The sequence below is a fragment of the Ascidiaceihabitans sp. genome, assembly GCF_039986515.1.
Taxonomy (GTDB): domain Bacteria; phylum Pseudomonadota; class Alphaproteobacteria; order Rhodobacterales; family Rhodobacteraceae; genus Ascidiaceihabitans.
Window position 1 is genome coordinate 959119 of sequence record NZ_JBDWQO010000007.1, and the last position, 17549, is coordinate 976667.

Annotated in this window: 18 protein-coding genes; 8 read left to right on the forward strand and 10 right to left on the reverse strand. The window is 56.6% G+C overall.

Going from position 1 to position 17549, the window contains the following annotated elements; all coding sequences use genetic code 11:
- The 4 genes from ABJL60_RS07375 to ABJL60_RS07390 all read left to right on the forward strand — a co-directional run bounded on the left by ABJL60_RS07375 (nt 1) and on the right by ABJL60_RS07390 (nt 3776).
- Nucleotides 1–1665 carry a nitrite/sulfite reductase gene (locus ABJL60_RS07375; RefSeq protein WP_348373718.1) on the forward strand — a complete coding sequence of 555 codons (1665 nt, stop codon included), beginning with the start codon at nt 1–3 and terminating at the stop codon, nt 1663–1665.
- Entirely contained in the window at nt 1655–2455 is an 801-nt protein-coding gene (locus ABJL60_RS07380; RefSeq protein ID WP_348373719.1) for a phosphoadenylyl-sulfate reductase, read from the forward strand. The genes ABJL60_RS07375 and ABJL60_RS07380 overlap by 11 nt, the downstream gene beginning before the upstream one ends.
- Nucleotides 2452–2856: a DUF934 domain-containing protein gene (locus tag ABJL60_RS07385; protein ID WP_108828096.1), complete on the forward strand. Its 405-nt coding sequence runs from the start codon at nt 2452–2454 to the stop codon at nt 2854–2856. Before ABJL60_RS07380 ends, ABJL60_RS07385 begins: the two co-directional genes overlap by 4 nt.
- Nucleotides 2857–2927: 71 nt before the next feature.
- Nucleotides 2928–3776, forward strand: coding sequence for a ferredoxin--NADP reductase (locus ABJL60_RS07390; RefSeq protein ID WP_348289648.1), 849 nt, complete (start codon nt 2928–2930; stop codon nt 3774–3776).
- Between the two features lie 56 nt (nt 3777–3832).
- On the opposite strand, the gene ABJL60_RS07395 is transcribed toward ABJL60_RS07390, so the two are convergent.
- Complete coding sequence (locus tag ABJL60_RS07395; RefSeq protein WP_348373720.1) at nt 3833–4651, reverse strand: TauD/TfdA family dioxygenase; 819 nt, start codon at nt 4649–4651, stop codon at nt 3833–3835.
- A gap of 110 nt (nt 4652–4761) precedes the next feature.
- On the reverse strand, nt 4762–5955 hold the full coding sequence (locus ABJL60_RS07400; RefSeq protein WP_348373721.1) for a hypothetical protein: 1194 nt from the start codon (nt 5953–5955) through the stop codon (nt 4762–4764).
- Between the two features lie 229 nt (nt 5956–6184).
- Between ABJL60_RS07400 and infC the strand changes: the two genes are divergently transcribed.
- Nucleotides 6185–6736, forward strand: a complete 552-nt coding sequence (gene infC / locus ABJL60_RS07405; protein ID WP_108830075.1) for a translation initiation factor IF-3 — start codon at nt 6185–6187, stop codon at nt 6734–6736.
- Between the two features lie 102 nt (nt 6737–6838).
- Here infC and ABJL60_RS07410 read toward each other — a convergent pair whose 3' ends face one another.
- From ABJL60_RS07410 to ABJL60_RS07435, 6 genes are all read right to left on the reverse strand, one after another.
- Complete coding sequence (locus ABJL60_RS07410) at nt 6839–7306, reverse strand: hypothetical protein (protein WP_348373722.1); 468 nt, start codon at nt 7304–7306, stop codon at nt 6839–6841.
- A gap of 35 nt (nt 7307–7341) precedes the next feature.
- On the reverse strand, nt 7342–8130 hold the full coding sequence (locus tag ABJL60_RS07415; protein ID WP_348287608.1) for a xanthine dehydrogenase family protein subunit M: 789 nt from the start codon (nt 8128–8130) through the stop codon (nt 7342–7344).
- Nucleotides 8131–8229: 99 nt separating this feature from the next.
- Nucleotides 8230–10596, reverse strand: coding sequence for a xanthine dehydrogenase family protein molybdopterin-binding subunit (locus ABJL60_RS07420; protein ID WP_348318677.1), 2367 nt, complete (start codon nt 10594–10596; stop codon nt 8230–8232).
- Nucleotides 10597–10765: 169 nt separating this feature from the next.
- The gene (locus tag ABJL60_RS07425) at nt 10766–11251 is read right to left on the reverse strand and encodes a (2Fe-2S)-binding protein (RefSeq protein ID WP_108828089.1); all 486 of its coding nucleotides are present in this window, start codon (nt 11249–11251) and stop codon (nt 10766–10768) included.
- A gap of 96 nt (nt 11252–11347) precedes the next feature.
- Nucleotides 11348–12370 carry a molybdopterin-binding protein gene (locus ABJL60_RS07430; RefSeq protein ID WP_348318676.1) on the reverse strand — a complete coding sequence of 341 codons (1023 nt, stop codon included), beginning with the start codon at nt 12368–12370 and terminating at the stop codon, nt 11348–11350.
- A complete protein-coding gene (locus tag ABJL60_RS07435; protein ID WP_348373723.1) occupies nt 12367–13335 on the reverse strand; it encodes an XdhC family protein in 969 nt (322 codons plus the stop codon). The genes ABJL60_RS07430 and ABJL60_RS07435 overlap by 4 nt, the downstream gene beginning before the upstream one ends.
- Nucleotides 13336–13518: 183 nt before the next feature.
- Here ABJL60_RS07435 and ABJL60_RS07440 point away from each other — a divergent pair, with 183 nt between their 5' ends.
- Both ABJL60_RS07440 and grxD read left to right on the forward strand, forming a co-directional pair.
- Entirely contained in the window at nt 13519–13761 is a 243-nt protein-coding gene (locus ABJL60_RS07440; RefSeq protein ID WP_348373724.1) for a BolA family transcriptional regulator, read from the forward strand.
- A gap of 59 nt (nt 13762–13820) precedes the next feature.
- Nucleotides 13821–14183 carry a Grx4 family monothiol glutaredoxin gene (gene grxD / locus ABJL60_RS07445; protein ID WP_348286806.1) on the forward strand — a complete coding sequence of 121 codons (363 nt, stop codon included), beginning with the start codon at nt 13821–13823 and terminating at the stop codon, nt 14181–14183.
- Between the two features lie 159 nt (nt 14184–14342).
- On the opposite strand, the gene ABJL60_RS07450 is transcribed toward grxD, so the two are convergent.
- Both ABJL60_RS07450 and ABJL60_RS07455 read right to left on the reverse strand, forming a co-directional pair.
- Nucleotides 14343–14738, reverse strand: a complete 396-nt coding sequence (locus ABJL60_RS07450; protein WP_348286808.1) for a cell division protein ZapA — start codon at nt 14736–14738, stop codon at nt 14343–14345.
- Complete coding sequence (locus ABJL60_RS07455) at nt 14738–15244, reverse strand: hypothetical protein (protein WP_348286810.1); 507 nt, start codon at nt 15242–15244, stop codon at nt 14738–14740. Before ABJL60_RS07455 ends, ABJL60_RS07450 begins: the two co-directional genes overlap by 1 nt.
- Before the next feature lie 284 nt (nt 15245–15528).
- Here ABJL60_RS07455 and tkt point away from each other — a divergent pair, with 284 nt between their 5' ends.
- Nucleotides 15529–17544, forward strand: a complete 2016-nt coding sequence (tkt, locus tag ABJL60_RS07460; protein ID WP_348373725.1) for a transketolase — start codon at nt 15529–15531, stop codon at nt 17542–17544.
- Nucleotides 17545–17549: the final 5 nt, after the last annotated feature.

Consider the following 17549-nt stretch of genomic DNA (forward strand, 5'->3'; position numbering starts at 1 on the left):
ATGTATCAGTATTCCGAATTCGACACCGATTTCATCGCATCCCGCAACGCCCAGTTCCGCGCTCAGGTCGAACGCCGCCTTGATGGCTCCCTGACCGAAGATGAATTCAAACCCCTGCGTTTGATGAACGGCCTTTATCTGCAACTGCACGCCTACATGCTGCGCGTGGCCATTCCCTATGGCACGCTGAATTCCGCCCAAATGCGTGTACTCGCGGATATTTCCGAAAAATGGGACAAGGGCTACGGCCACTTCACGACCCGTCAAAACATCCAGTACAACTGGCCCGAACTGAAAGACGTGCCAGACATGCTGGACGCGCTTGGCAAGGTCGGGATGCATGCCATCCAAACCTCTGGCAACACGATCCGCAACGTAACAGCAGACCATTTTGCAGGGGCGGCAGCGGATGAGATCGCCGATCCCCGCCCCGTGGCCGAGCTGATCCGCCAATGGTCGACAGACCACCCCGAATTCCAATTCATGCCGCGCAAGTTCAAGATCGCGATCACAGGATCGCCCAATGATCGCGCCGTGACCCGCGCCCATGACATCGGGCTGCGTATGGTCGAAAAAGACGGGCTGGCAGGTTTCGAAGTGCTTGTAGGCGGCGGTTTGGGCCGCACGCCCATGATTGGCAAAGTCATCACCGACTTCCTGCCACAAGAAGACTTGTTGCCCTACTTGGAGGCGATCGTTTCCGTCTGGAACCAGATTGGGCGGCGGGACAATAAGTATAAAGCGCGGATCAAGATCACCGTGCATGAACACGGCATCGACGAAATCCGCCGCTTGGTCGAGGAGCGTTTCGCGGTCCTTAAGGGTACGTTTTCTGGCATCGACCAGCAAAAGCTGGCCGAATACAAATCGCAATTCGCGGCACCGGAATTTGTGCAAAAATCCGAAGCAACGTTCAAAGACGCCTACCACCGCGATCCGTTGTTCCGCGCATGGGCCGACACGAACATCACGGCGCATAAGGCGGATGGCTATTCCATCGTGTCAATCAGCCTGAAAAAACACGGCGCCACACCGGGCGACGCCTCTGCCATACAAATGCGTCTGATGGCGGATCTTGCCAAACGCTTCGGGCACGATGAATTGCGCATCAGTCACGAGCAAAACGTGATCCTGCCGCATGTGCATAAATCCGACCTGCCCAGCATCCACGCGGCGCTGAGGGCGCAAGACCTCGCAACAGCCAATATCGGGCTGATCAGCGACATCATCGCCTGCCCCGGCATGGATTATTGCGCGCTGGCCACTGCCCGCTCAATCCCGATCGCTCAGGAAATCGCAACGCGCTTTGACGAACTCAAACTCGAACATGAAATCGGCAACCTGAAAATCAAAATTTCCGGCTGCATCAACGCCTGTGGGCACCATCATGTGGGACACATCGGCATCTTGGGGCTTGATCGCGCAGGCGTGGAAAATTACCAGATCACTCTGGGCGGCGACCACACCGAAACCGCAAAAGTAGGCGACCGCGCGGGGCCAGGCTTTGCAGCCGAGGACTTGATCCCCGCCATTGAGCGGATCGTGGACGCATACCTTAACATCCGCCTTGAAGGCGAAGAGTTCATCGCAACCTACCGCCGCCTCGGCATGGCCCCCTTCAAGGCGGCCCTTTACCCGGAAGCGCAGGCCGCCAATGCAGCCTGATCCCCGGCTTCATCTCGCCAAAAAAACCTCCGCCGGAGGCTCCGGCCGCGCAATCAGCGCAGGACGTGCGGCGCAGCTGAATGCACGCTACGCCCACGCAGGCGCCGCAGAAGTGCTGGATGCCGCCTTTCGTGAGGTCCCAGACATCGCATTGGTGTCCAGCTTTGGCGCGGATTCAGTTGTGCTGTTGCAATTGGCCGCCAAGGTCAAACCCGACGTACCGGTGCTGTTCGTGGACACTGAAATGTTGTTTGACGAAACACTTGAGCATCAAAAGCGCGTGGCTGAATTATTGGGCCTGACAAACCTGCATGTCATTAGGGCAGAAGATTCAAAAATCCTCGACCCGAATGGCACATTGCACAAAAGCGACACCAACGCCTGCTGCACTTTGCGCAAAACGGCCCCCCTGCAAAAGGCGCTGGCACAGTATGGCGGTTGGATCACCGGCCGCAAACGGCATCAATCAGGCACACGCCAACGGCTGCATATGTTTGAGGTCGAAACAGGCACAACCCGCCTCAAGGTCAACCCGCTGGCCTTATGGTCGGCGCAAGACACCATCCGCTACATGAAAGCGACGCAACTGCCGCGCCACCCGCTTGTGGCCAAAGGCTACCCCTCTATCGGATGTGCACCTTGCACAACCCCTGTCGCCGAAGGCGAAGACCCTCGCGCAGGACGTTGGCGCGAAACGGAAAAAGAAGAATGTGGCATTCATTTTGTAGACGGAAAAATGGTGCGGACCCCTGCGGTAGACAACGTGCCGCACTCAGGAGATATACAATGACGATCATCGTGACAGACGAAGGTTTTGCCCCCGAAACCTGGACGCGGGGCTACACGGCATTTGGCGATACGGCCAATGATGTGGTTGCGCTTGATGTGCCATCCGACATCAACCCCGATGACATCCAGATCACTCCAAGCCTGGAAATGGTGCGTGTGGACTTTCCCAGTTTTGCAGACGGGCGCGGCTTTACCATCGCGCGGATGCTGCGGCTGAAAGGCTACACCGGACGCTTGCGCGCGCGGGGCCACGTCATTGCAGACCAATACGCAATGGCGCGGCGCGTGGGCTTTGACGAGGTTGAGATCACACAGGACCTCGCCGCCCGGCAACCGCAATCCCAATGGCAGTTCCGCAGCGATTGGACGGCGAACGATTATCAGGCCCGCTTGCGCGGCTAAACGTCCCCTTTCCGTTCCACATTTTTCTAGCTACCAAGGAGGCGCAGGTGTAAATCTGCGTTGACATAGACATGACCGAGCAAACACCAGTGAACACAGCGACCGCCGCAAAGGCCCCGACCCTTCCCGATGCCCAGACCGTCACTGAAGTGAAACACTGGACGGACCGTCTGTTTTCCTTCCGCGTCACGCGGCCTGCATCGCTGCGCTTTCGGTCGGGTGAATTTGTGATGATCGGCTTGATGGGGGATCCGCACCCCGAAACAGGCAAGCAAAAACCGCTGCTGCGCGCCTATTCCATCGCGTCGCCTGCATGGGACGAGGAATTGGAGTTTTATTCCATCAAAGTGCAGGACGGTCCACTGACCTCCAAATTGCAACATATTAAAGTCGGCGATGAAATCATCCTGCGCCCAAAACCCGTGGGCACTTTGGTGCATGACGCATTGTTGCCTGGCAAACGGATCTGGTTCTTTTCAACCGGCACCGGCTTTGCGCCTTTCGCATCGCTGCTGCGTGAACCGCAAACCTATGAAGACTACGATGAGGTTATCATCACCCACACCTGCCGCGATGTGGCTGAGCTGGAATACAGCCGCAAACTGATCGAAGATTTGCAATCGGATGAGCTGATGCAGGAATTGATCGGCGCCGAGAACCTTGCGAAAATCCGCTATTACCCAACAACCACGCGCGAACAAAGCCCGAAGATGGGGCGGATCACGACGCTGTTGCAAGATGGGACCGTGTTCAAAGACCTCGGCATCGACGGTATTTCGGCGGACACAGACCGTGCAATGGTGTGTGGATCAATGGGACTGAACACCGATATCAAAGAGATCATGGAAGGGTTCGGGCTGGAAGAAGGCGCGAATTCAGATCCCAAACATTATGTTGTGGAAAAAGCGTTCGTCGGGTGAGGCGCACGGAAAAATCGAATTTTTCCGGCCCAGATTTTTTCAAAAAATCTGGGTGCCTACAAACCTGACAATGGCACACCCTGAACGGTGATCCGGTGCATCAAACGGTCGTGCCCCGCATAGTCAGCCGTTGCATAATGCTGCACCAAGCGGTTGTCCCAAATCGCAACCATGCCCGGACGCCACTGCACCCGACAGGTGAAAATCGGTTGGGTTGCATGTGTATAAAGATACGCCAACAAAGGCGCACTTTCCTCGCGGCTCCAACCCTCAAAGTGGGTGGTGAAATCACCATTCACATACAAACACGGCGCACCGGTTTGTGGATGCCGTACGACCACAGGATGTAACACCGGATAGCGGAATGCATCCGGACTTTCGTTTAAACCCAATTGACTGTCTGCAAAGCTGCTGTCGGAGTGCCACGCCTTCAAGCCCCCTAGAAGTTGCCCCAATCCGGGCGACAACCCGTGATAGGCCGCAGTCATGGACGCAAAATGCGTATCCCCGCCATAGGGCGGTAATTTTTGCGCTGATAGAATGGAACACATTGCAGGGGCGGCATCATAGGAATGATCGGTATGCCACGTGCCACCGATCACCGCAGTCTGAACCGACGTGGTACGGACTTCTGCGATCATCGGGTGGTCGTCTACAGGGGTGAAAAACCGATTGACCTCTATCGGTCCAAAGGCCTCGGCAACCGCGATATGGGCGTCTTGCGACAGATGCTGATCCGGCAAAACAACAACACCATGTTCAAACAACGCTTGCTTTACAAAGTCGAAGTCACTTGGCGTCATGTCATTCAGATCACGCCCCATCATCATGGCGCCGCAATACCCTGACAGTCGTCGCAATACCCACTTCGCCATAAACTACCCCTTTGGGCACTAGTTTGCATGAACCCATACGCCGATCACAACAAAAAAATCGCGCCCCCTCGGGAACGCGATTTCATCAACTTTTGTAAGGTGCTTAAGGCTTAGAGGCCCATAGCTTCTTTGATTTTGCCCAGTACAGTTTCCAGCACTTCAGGGTTGTCACGCGCTTTTTCCAAAGACGTTTTCAAAGCTGTTTTCTGGAATGCGCCCATCTCGGAACCTTCAACCATTTCAACAACTTTGTCGTAGTCGAAGCCTTCAGTTGTCAGCAAATCTGCTATTCCTCCAGAGGTTGCTTCAGTAGCAGCTTCAGTTGTCGCATCTACGGCTTCCGTTGTTGCGTCTGTTGCGGCTTCGGTTGTCGCTTCAGCAGCTTCGGTTGTTGCTTCAGCAGCTTCGGTTGTTGCATCGGTGGCTTCGGTTGTCGCTTCAGCCGCTTCCGTGGCAGTGTCTGCCGCAGCATCCGCTGTTGCGTCTACGGCTTCTGTTGTTGCGTCGGCGGCCTCAGAGGCTGTCTCCGTGGCAGCGTCCGCTGTTGCTTCCGCGGCATCTGTAGCAGTTTCGGTGGCGTCTGTTGCAGCATCAGCTGTTGCGTCTGCCGCTTCAGAGACCGTGTCTGTGGCAGCTTCCGTTGTCGACTGAACCGCGTCGGCAGTGGCGTCAGCAGCCTCAGAGGCCTTCTCTGTTGCAGCTTCTGCGGCGTCACTTGCAGCTTCTGTTGCTGTTTCTGTGGCATCGGCGGCAGTTTCCGTCACAGCGTCTACCGTATCTGCAACTGCATCAGTTGTCGCCTCTACCGCATCTGTGGCTGTTTCTGTTGCCGCGTCTGCAGCATCGGATGCTGTATCTGTGACCGCATCAACCGCATCGGATGCGGCTTCAGTTGCTGTATCCACAGCGTCGGATGCTGTTTCAGTAACCGCGTCGACTGCGTCGCTTGCAGCATCCGTGGCTGCATCAACGGCGTCACCGGCAGTTTCTGCTGCTGCAGCCGCTGTATCCGTTGCAGCGTCAACGGCTGTGTCCACTGCATCGGCCGCACCTTCGGCTGCATCGGTTGCAGCATCTGCCACAGCGTCCGCAGCTTCAGTGGCTGCATCGACAGCACCTTCAACAGCGCCCTCGGTTGCCTCAACTGCATCGCCAACAACGTCGGATGCACTTTCAAGCGCCTCAGGGGCATTCACAGCCTCGGCCGCTTCGTTCAACGCTTCGGTTGGTGTTTGGCCGGAATAGAGCAAATATGCCCCACCTGCGACAGCAGCAGCCACAACGATCCACAACAGATTTTTCATAACTCAAGTCCCCTCAGACAGTCTCGACACAGCATACGCACCTGATGGTGGCTATGTCGTTCACAATTGTGGGTGTCAGATGCGCTCTTAGATGGAAAGGTTCAAGGGGGAAAATAGCCACTTTCGGCGCAAGACAGCTTATATTGCGGCTTGCAGACCGGTCGCGGCAGGTTTACCTTGCGGCCTCAATATCAATCACACGCATCAAAACCACCGAAGGAAGACCACCATCGCTCGCAGACCTCATAACGCGCCGCCACAACGTGACACCGGCCCGCGCATCAACGACAAAATCCGCTCCAACGAAATCCGCCTGATTGGCGCTGATGGGGAAAACGTAGGTGTCGTAACGCCCGCCCGCGCCATGGTTATGGCAGACGAGGCAGGGCTTGATCTGGTCGAAATTTCGCCCAATGCCAATCCACCTGTGTGCAAGATCATGGATTTTGGCAAATTCAAATATGAGACACAAAAACGCGAAGCCGAGGCCCGCAAGAAACAAAAGATCATCGAGATCAAAGAGGTGAAGTTCCGTCCAAACACGGACACCAATGATTACGAAGTGAAAATGCGCAATGTGTTCAAGTTTCTTGAAAACGGCGACAAGGTGAAAATCACCCTGCGCTTCCGTGGCCGCGAGATGGCGCACCAGAACCTGGGTCGCGAATTGCTGGAACGGGTTGCAGAAGACACCAAAGAAGCAGGCAAAGTGGAAAACTTCCCCAAAATGGAAGGCCGCCAAATGGTCATGCTAATCGGGCCACTGCCACAAAAAGGGTAAGCTCGTTCTGACACACCACCGAACAAAGCCGCACATCGTTGCGGCTTTTTCTTTTTCACAACGGCGAGCCTTTGCGCAAAACGCGGCCAAGTTCCTCAAATTTCATGGCAATTCAATCTGCGCCAACCTTGCAGCATCCAGTGCCAGTTTCAGCCGCCCATAACTGCGCTGCACATCACAAAGCCCCCGACGCACGTCAACAGATACGGTCGCTATAGACGGCACCATGCATCCTTGGGGCGTGCTTGCGTCCTTCCGAAGCGATCTCAGCACGCGGGGGTATGACAATCCCTGCCCTTCACGCGACGCGATGGTGTCCGGCAAAAGTGGCACAATCCGGTCAACGTAATCTGACAGACTTAACGCAGTTGTACTGTAGCAAACCGCGACTGTGCCAACGACCCCGGTTTTGCACAAATCCCCTGCTTGCAGCAGGCATGCATCGCGTAATCCGCCACGCAGGCTTGGCTCCTCAACCTCTGCTGCAAGAATACAGGCAACAACGGCGTGCGTTTCCACGTTCGCGTCATCCGCCACAGCGGTCTGGCCAAAACACAAAAGGGCCGCCAAACAGCAGCCCTTTCGTAAAACTCCAAACGAAAGCGTCACGCAGCAGCCGCAACCGCCCGCTTTGCCATGACAGCGCATAGATGCGCACGGTAGTCGCCAGACCCATGCAAATCGCTGATCATGCCGTCACCCGAAAGGCTAAGACCTTCCAAAGCAGACGCCGAGAAATCGGCAGACAAAGCCGCTTCCGCCTCTGTCCAGCGGAAGACACCTTCTTCAGAAGCACCCGTAATCGCCACACGCACACCGTCCGCGTATTTTGCGACCATGACACCCACCAAGGCAAAACGGGACGCAGGTTGGACAAACTTTTGATAGTTTGCCTTTTCCGGAACCGGAAGACGCACTTCTGTGATGATCTCGCCATCATTCAGGGCTGTGTCGAACATGCCTTGAAAATAATCATCGGCCGCGATCTCGCGCGTGTTGGTGACGATTGTAGCGCCAGATGCCAGCGCCGCACAGGGATAGCAAGCGGAGGGATCGTTGTTGGCCAATGAACCACCAATAGTGCCACGATTGCGGACCGCGGGATCGCCGATATGGCTGGCCAGATCGGCCAACGCAGGATAAGCGCCTGCACCAGAGGCCACCGCACCATGGGTTGTCGCCCCACCAATGCACAAGGCACCATCGTCACCGGTGCAGATGCCCTGCATCTCGGAGATGCCGCTCAAGCTGACCAAAGTTGTAGGCGACGCCAAACGCTGCTTCATTGTGGGGATCAGGGTTTGACCACCACCCAACGCCTGCGCGTCGTCGCCACCCAACGCCGCAACCGCATCCGCGATCGTACCCGGCTTTTCAAATTCAAAGTTGTACATTCTCTTGTCCTTTCACTGGCAAGATGAACCGGATCCCGTATTCATCTCGCCAAATAAACCTCGGGGGTCCGGGGGCTGGCCCCCGGTCCGACCGTTCATTCATGCATTGTTGATTGCGGCCCACACTTTGTCAGGCGTCAAAGGCATATCGATATGACCGACATTCTTTCCACCTGATGCAAGCGCATCAATGACAGCATTCACAACGGATGGGGGCGACCCAATCGCGCCCGCTTCGCCGCAGCCTTTCACACCCAACGGGTTGTGTGTGCACGGCGTCTGGCAGGAATGGTCCACCGAATAGAACGGCAAATCATCGGCACGCGGCATGGCATAGTCCATGTAAGACGCGCTCAGAAGCTGGCCGTTTTCATCATAGGAACAGTTTTCCAACAACGCTTGGCCCACACCTTGGGCGATCCCACCATGCACCTGACCAGATACAATCATCGGGTTGATCACATTGCCGAAATCATCCGCCGCCGAGAATTTCTCGATGGTGACTTTGCCAGTTTCTGGATCGACTTCGACCTCACAGGCATAGGCGCCCGCAGGGTATGTGAAGTTGGCCGGATCATAAAACGCTGTTTCTTCCAGACCCGGTTCAATATCTTCCAGTGGGAAGTTGTGCGGCACATAAGCCGACAATGTCACATCGCCCCAAGCCACGGATTTATCCGTGCCAGCAACGCTGAACACACCGTCTTTCAGTTCCACATCCGCGTCAGACGCTTCCATCAAATGCGCAGCAATCTTGGTGGCTTTGGCAATGATTTTCTCAGTTGCACGCACCATGGCAGAACCACAGACCGCCAAAGACCGCGATCCATAGGTGCCCATACCGAACGGGATTTTGGACGTGTCGCCATGCACGATGTCGATCTGATCTTCAGGAATACCGATCATTTCGGCGACCACCTGCGGGAAGGACGTCTCGTGCCCCTGCCCGTGGCTGTGTGCACCCACCATGACGGAAATAGAGCCCGTCGCGTTCACGCGCACAGTCGCTGCATCGTAAAGGCCGGCACGCGCACCCAATTGACCCACAAGGTTCGACGGCGCAATGCCACAAGCCTCGATGTAGCTGTTGATGCCAAGCCCACGCCATTTGCCTTTGGCCTCTGACGCTTTGCGGCGGGCCTCAAAGCCCGAGAAATCACCGATTTCTTCCAGCTTATCCATGGTCGCATTGTAGTCGCCTGTGTCATATTCCACGGCCACTGGGGTCGCATAGGGGAATTCGGTGACATAGTTCTGGCGGCGCAAAGCAACCGGATCAACGCCCAATTCACGGGCGGCTTTGTCGATCACACGCTCCACCTGGAACGTCGCCTCGGGGCGGCCTGCCCCGCGGTAAGCGTCCACTGGAACCGTGTTGGTGAACATCGCTTTGACGTTGGTGTAGATCAGCGGTGTTTTGTAGTTACCCGCCAACAACGTACCGTGCAGCCATGTGGGCACCGACGATGCAAAGGTCGACAGATACGCGCCCATGTTGGCGTAGGTGTCGCAGCGCAACGCGGTAAAGTTGTTGTCTGCATCCAGCGCCAATTCGACTTTGGTGACGTGGTCACGGCCTTGCGCGTCCGAAATAAACGCCTCGGAACGCGACGATGTCCATTTCACCGGACGGTTGCAGGCTTTGGCGGCAAATGTGCAGAAGGCTTCTTCCTGATAGTGGAAAATCTTTGTGCCAAATCCGCCGCCCACATCCGGGGCAACCACACGCAGCTTGTGCTCTGGAATGCCCAGAACAAATGCGCCCATCAACAGGCGAATAACATGGGGGTTCTGGGATGTTGTATACAGCGTGTGCTGATCGTCGGACCGCGCATAGTCGCCAATGGCCACGCGGGGTTCCATGGGGTTAGCAACCAGACGGTTGTTGACCAGTTCCAGCGTTGTGACGTGGGCCGCATTCTTGATGGCCTCATCGACAGCGGCGCGGTTTTCTTCAACGAAGCCCCATTCGTAGCATAGGTTCGACGTCAGATCGTCGTGCACCTTGGTGGCACCAGCAGCGGCGGCGGCCTTCATATCGACAACAGCAGGCAATTCCGCGATGTCCAATTCGATGGCTTCCGCCGCATCACGGGCTTGGCCCAGCGTCTCGGCAACAATCGCAGCAATCGGTTCGCCCACGTGGCGCACTTTGCCTTCTGCCAAAACCGGATGACGGGGTTCTTGCATCGGCTCACCGTGCAAATCCGTGATCTGCCAACCGCAGGGGATGGATCCCACCGCTTCAAAATCAGCACCCGTGAAAATCTGCACAACGCCGTCCATTGCGGCGGCGGCTGTGGTGTCCAGCTTGGTGATCGTGCCGTGCGCCACATCAGAGCGCAGGAAATACACATGTGCTTGACCACGGATATTCATGTCATCTGTATAGTTGCCGGTTCCGGTCAAAAACCGGATGTCCTCGCGCCGCTTCGGGCTGGCGCCAATTCCATTGTCTTTAGGCATATTGATATTCCTCCATGTCGCCGCAGGTGCATTGCATCTTTGGCTTGTGTCGATGGGCGTTGACGGCCCTATCATTATCTCTTGTGTCCGGTCTCGGCAGCGTGGCCCCTTCTCCTCCCAGAGCTGACCACGCGCCGTCAGAGGGGGCTAAGCACCGCCCAAACGAGACCTATTCAGCAGCAATCGCACCAACGTCCTGACCGGACGCGGCCATGATCGCCTTGACGATGTTGTGGTAGCCTGTGCAGCGGCAGATGTTGCCTTCCAGATGCACACGCACCTCATGCTCGGACGGTTTGGGGTTTTCTTCCAGCAGCTTCACCGCTGTCATGACCATACCCGGTGTGCAGAAACCGCATTGCAGGCCGTGGTGATCCTGAAACGCCTGTTGCACAGCACTTAATGTGCCATCTGGGGCCGCTTGGCCTTCGATTGTGGCAACCTCTGCGCCGTCGGCCTCCGCGGCCAGCATCGTGCAAGATTTCACAGCCACGCCGTTCACATGCACCACACACGCACCACATTGGCTGGTGTCACAGCCCACGTGTGTGCCTGTCAAATTCAGCTCGTCACGCAAAAAGGACGACAACAAAGTGCGCCCTTCAACCGTTCCTTTTGCGGCCTTGCCATTCACCGTCATTGAGACTTGTGTCATGGTCTTCCTCCCTTGATATATTTTTACTTGCCCCGACTTAAGCACACGATTTGAAGCATGAGAACCTAAAAAGTGCGCAAATCCGTGTCACTACGACTAAGGTGTAGACGCCCTTGGACGGGGGCGCGTTGGAATTTCTTTCAACAAACCACCCACGCCCATTGCTGCGATATCTTCAGGACGCAATTCGACGCCGCATATGAGACGTTCCATCACCCAGTCCGCACCGTTCAGCGCAGGTGAGCGCGCACACCCCGGCAGGCCAATAACGGGCTTTGCCCCGCATGTCCCAAAGAACAACAAGTTGCCCGGATCGACAGGCATTCCATAAGACGTCACACGCCCCCCTGCCTGACGCAGCGCTTCGGGCCCCACATCATGCGTGTCTGATGTCGCGGATGCCGTCAGCAGAAACACAAAGTCTCCGGTGGCTTGGGAAATCGCCTGTGCGATATCGCCTGTTTTGTGGGGCACAATCACACGGTCCGTCAGCATCATGCCAAAGCGCTGCAAGCGTCCCAACAACGCATTGCGTCCTTTGTCCGACGGATCATCCCGTCCAACGCGCGTTTCGATCAAAGTGGCAGATGCAAATTGCGCAGGCAAAACACGCAAAGCATCGGCAAGGGCCGCGCTGGCACGGATGACGTCACGATCCGGGACCGCGTAGGAAATCACCTTGATCGTCGCAATCATCCCGTCGGCATCCACGCGGTGATACTGTGGCACCGTCGCGATTGTGATCATCGGGTTGACCGTGTTGAACGCGGCAATCGCCAAGCGGTCAATCTGCACGATGCCTGCATGTAGTGCGTAAAGGTTCACACGCCCAGCGCCGGCGGCCGACATTCTCAGGCCCAGCTCTGCCGGGTCTTGTGCCACTGCAGCCCCCAGCTGAGTGGCCGCATCATTTTCTTCCACATCGCCGGTTTCCAACCGGGCCACCACAAGGCTGTCGTGACCCTCTTGGGCGAAATCCGCGATATGCTCTGCCGTTAAAACCGTGCCTTTTGGCACGCGATACGTCATTTGCATTTCATAGGGTCGTTCCGCCGCCTCCATGCTGTGCGCAAGGATCGCACCCATTGCTTCAGCCGTTGCGACAGGTCCGAACTTCATGCGCCCTTCCGCAACACTTGCGTCATCTCTGACAAGATCGAAACAGCAATTTCCTGTGGGCTGCTTGCGCCGATATCCAGACCGATGGGGCCGTGAATACGGGCGATGGCGTCGGCTTCAAATCCGGCCTCCTGCAAACGCTCTACCCTTTTGGCATGGGTGCGGGTTGATCCCAAAGCCCCGATGTAGAAACACCCCGACCGCAGCGCCAGATGCAGCGCCGGGTCGTCCAGTTTGGGATCATGGGTCAGCAAGATCAGCGCTGTGCGTGTGTCGAGGCCAACCTGTTGCACGGCGGCGTCTGGCCATTCAGAAATCAAAGTTTCACCGGGAAAACGCGCGTGCGATCCGAAGGCTTCGCGTGGGTCAATGACGAAAGGGTCGTAGCCCGCGATCCGCGCCATCGGCACAAGCGCTTGGGCAATATGCACAGCGCCCACCACGGCCAGACGCAAACGCGGGTTATGGATGGCCACAAATGTTTGCGCATCGTCTTCAAAGCCGGACCGGTCGCGGGCGAAGCGCTGTGTATGGCCGTTGCTGGTAAGGCGGCGCTGACCGGTTTTGACATTCACTTCGTAGGCAATGGGTGTTCGGGCAGCACGTGCCGCAACCAGATTGTCCAGAATATCCTCAGCCATGGCGCTGCCGACAGGCTCGACATACACACGGATCGTTCCCCCGCATGCCAGCCCGACTGCAAAGGCGTCGCCATCGCTGACGCCGTATTCCAGCATCACAGGGTGCCCTGTTTCCAAAGCATCCATGGCCTCAAGAACCACAGCGCCTTCAACGCAGCCCCCCGACACCGACCCCTGCATGTCGCCCTCGCCCGACACAACCAACTGGGCACCAACGCGGCGTGGCGCACTGCCCCATGTTTCGACAACAGTGGCCAATGCAGCGCCCTTGCCTGCGCGGTGCCATTCCAGCGCTTGCTCCGGTGCGGTGTCAGTTGTGTTCATCTGCAAATCCCCTTTGGAGCATCACACCAAAGAATGTCGCCAATTACCAGAGCCGCAACCTACGACTAAAGCGCCATTCCACAATAGCGTGCAGGCTTTGACTGCACCTTTGGATCACCCGCGCTTGCACATCATGCAACACCTGCCTATTTCTGACCCGAACCGATACGCAGGACCACACACATGCCTATGCAAGCCCAAGACATCGAAGCTTTGATCCGTGAGAGCTTTCCCGATGCAGAAATCACCATCACCGACCTTGCTGGCGACGGCAATCACTATGCGGCCGAAGTGATAGACGCCTCTTTCAAGGGGAAGAACCGTGTTCAGCAACAACGTGCTGTTTACGCCGCCCTGAAAGGCAAAATGGACGGTGCGCATGGCGAATTGCATGCTTTGGCCCTGACCACAAAAGTTCCGGAATAACCCCTTAAAACCGCTAAATCGGGCCCGAAACGGGCCACCTGACATAGAAAGTGATGAAAATGACAGACGTAGCTGCGCAGATCCAAAGCCAAATCGGCGAGAACCCAGTTGTGCTTTACATGAAAGGCACCAAAGAGATGCCGCAATGCGGGTTCTCTTCGCGCGTGGCCGGTGTTTTGAATTACATGGGCGTCGATTTCGCCGATGTGAATGTGTTGGCCGATGAGGCGTTGCGCCAGGGCATCAAGGATTTTTCCGATTGGCCCACTGTGCCGCAACTATACGTCAAAGGCGAGTTTGTAGGTGGATGTGACATCATCACAGAAATGACCTTGTCCGGTGAGCTGGACACATTGTTCACAGAGAATGGCGTAACATTCGACAAAGACGCCGCAGATAAAATTCGCGAAGCCAACGGCTGACGACTGGTTTTGGTGGGGTGCACCAAGGTGCACCTTACCGCTTTACTTTTTGGTCGATCTTTGTACCGGCCCAAACAGGGGCTTTGCCCCCGGGGCATGCGCCCCTTCCCCCAAAGTATTGTTTTGCGAAAGGAAGGGATGACCAGCCCAGACCGGGTTTCAAGTCGCGGCCTTTTCTTCGACTTCTGCCGCCAAAGATTCGGCCCGTGCTGCAAGTTCTGCCAAAGTATCCGTCACCGAATCCGGTATAACCGGCACTTCAATCCGTTCCGGTTCGGGTGCCGCCACATTGCGCAGCCCCTCAATTTCCGCTTCTTTTTCTTCGAGCTTTGCCTCGACCTCTTTCACCCGGTCTTCAAAACTCGCTGTTTTGTCTGCCAACATCAGTCCCGCCATAAGCAACATCCGCGCTTCGGGCATCCGCCCGACCTGGTCCGACAGCACCTGTGCTTCGTCGTCGAGCATCTTTGCAGCTGTGTGCAGGTAATGTTCTTCGCCTTCCTGGCAGGCCACACCAAATTCGCGCCCCCCTATGGTGATTGTGACTTCGGGCATCAGGCGTCCTCCTCGGAAGGTGTTTGGGGCTCGGAAGGTGTTTGGTTTTCTGTCTGGATCAGTGGTGTCAGCGTGTCGATGATCGTGTTCATTTCCGACACATCTGCCGCGCGTGTTGCCCGCAGCCCTTCCAGTTCCGCCATCATCGCCTTGTTGATCAGATGCGCATCGCCGACGCCCGCTTCGTTGGCTTGACGCAGATCTTCGTTTGATTGCCGTAAGGCGTTGTTCGCATTTCGCAATCGCTGCAGTTCTGTATCCATTTCAGTCAATCGCCCTGTCACGATATCTGCTTGTGCCTTGGCCGCTGCAAGGTCAGCATCCTGACGCTGCGTGAGGGCACGTATCCGTTCGCTAAGTTGCGCGTTTACTGTTTTCTCATCTTCCAGCGCCTGTTCAAGCTCTGTTGTATCCGCACCAGTATCCGTTCCCAACCCGTCCAGCCCGACCGCCACGCGGTCCATGGCTGCGGTGATCCTGCGTTGAAGCTCCTCGATGTCGCTCATGCGTGCCCTCTTTCATCGTCACAACTGTGCCAGCCTGTGAACCGGCCTTGAACGCTTGCGACCTTCAATTCGAATTCACATACGAATCGCTTGGCCTGCGTGTTGCATCAAGTTTAACCAATGGACACAAAAAATACCCCCCCTTTGTGATCAAGCACTTGTAGCACGGCGTTGAAGTGCCACTGCGTGAGGATGCCGTTGTTTTCTTGATGTTTGCTTGATCTTTGCGCCTTGCCTGATATGCACCGCCCCAACCGCTCTTTCAGCTAAAGGATACGTTCCCCGTGGATCTTACCGCCCTGCGCACCGCACACCCCGATCATTGGTCCAAAGCGACCGCCATCCGCGCCCTGACTTTGGACGCCGTGGCCGCCGCCAATTCAGGCCACTCCGGCATGCCCATCGGGATGGCCGATGTGGCCACTGTTTTGTTTGAAAAACACCTCAAGTTCGATGCCTCTGCCCCGAACTGGCCGGACCGCGACCGCTTTATTCTAAGCGCGGGCCACGGGTCTATGTTGCTGTATTCCCTGCTGCATTTGACGGGTTATGCCGACATGACGCTGGAACAGGTCAAGAATTTTCGCCAATGGGGCGCGATCACAGCGGGCCATCCCGAATACGGCCACGCCACAGGCATCGAGACCACCACCGGGCCTTTGGGTCAGGGCATCGCAAATTCCGTGGGCTTTGCAATGGCCGAGGAGATCCAGCGCGCCACTTACGGCAAGAAAGCCGTAGACCACTATACCTACGTCATTGCAGGTGACGGGTGTTTGATGGAAGGCGTCAGCCAAGAAGCCATCACACTGGCGGGTCGCCATGCCTTGTCCAAACTGATTGTGATGTGGGACAACAACAACATCACCATCGACGGCACAGTCGAGCTGTCGGACCGCACCGATCAGGTTTCCCGATTCAAATCGGCCGGCTGGACGGTTCTTGAAATTGACGGTCACGATCCCGAAGCGATCGATGCGGCCCTGACCCAAGCCAAAAAGGGCAACAAGCCCACAATGATCGCTTGCAAGACGCACATTGCCTTGGGACACGCGGCACAAGACACCTCCAAAGGTCACGGCGCGCTCACCGATCCTGCACAAATGCAGGCCGCCAAAGAAGCCTATGGTTGGACAACTGGCCCCTTCGAAGTCCCCGCAGACGTCAAATCCGCATGGGAAGCCATTGGATCACGTGGCGCAGAAGAGCGTGCCGCATGGGAAGCGCGATTTGCGACATTGCCCAATTCCAAGCAAGACCAGTTTAACCGCGCCTATGCTTTGGACGCCCCCAAGAAACTGTCGGCCACGGTCAAAGCTTTCAAAAAGCAGATGTCCGAAACAGCGCCTAAACTGGCGACACGCGCCTCTTCCGAGAAGGTTTTGGAAGTGTTGAACCCGATCCTGCCCGAAACGGTGGGTGGCTCTGCTGATTTGACGGGCTCTAACAACACCAAAACAGCCGATCTGGGCGTCTTCGATCTGGACAACCGCGCGGGCCGTTACGTGTATTGGGGCATCCGCGAGCACGGCATGTCAGCGGCGATGAACGGTATGGCATTGCATGGCGGCGTGCGCCCCTACGGCGGCACATTCATGTGCTTTACCGATTACGCCCGTCCATCAATGCGGTTGGCAGCCTTGATGAAAATCCCAACAGTATTTGTGATGACACACGATTCTATTGGCCTCGGCGAAGATGGCCCGACCCACCAGCCTGTTGAGCATCTGGCCATTTCGCGCGCGACGCCCAACACCTATGTTTTCCGCCCGGCTGACACCATCGAGACGGCAGAGGCGTGGGAAATTGCCCTAACAAGCAAGCAAACCCCGTCCGTTTTGTCGCTGACACGTCAAGGTCTGCCAACAGTCCGGACCGAACACAAAACCAAGAACCTTTCTGCGCAAGGCGCGTATGTTCTGGCAGACGCCGAAGGCAAACGTCAGGTGATTTTGATGGCGTCAGGCTCTGAAGTGGAAATTGCGCTGGCTGCGCGGGACATTCTGCAAGCCGAGGGCATCGGCACCCGTGTGGTTTCAATGCCTTGCATGGAGTTGTTCGCGCAGCAAGACGAAGCGTACCGCAAGCGCGTTCTGCCCGGTGGGCCAGTGCGTGTGGGCGTGGAAGCTGCTGTGCGTCAAGGATGGGACCAGTGGTTGCTGGGCGAACGCGGCAAGTCCAACAAAGCGGATTTTGTCGGCATGGACAGCTTCGGAGCCTCTGCGCCTGCGGGCACATTGTACGAGAAGTTCGGAATTACAGCGCAAAACGTGGCCGAAAAAGCCAAGGCGCTGCTGTAAAAGCT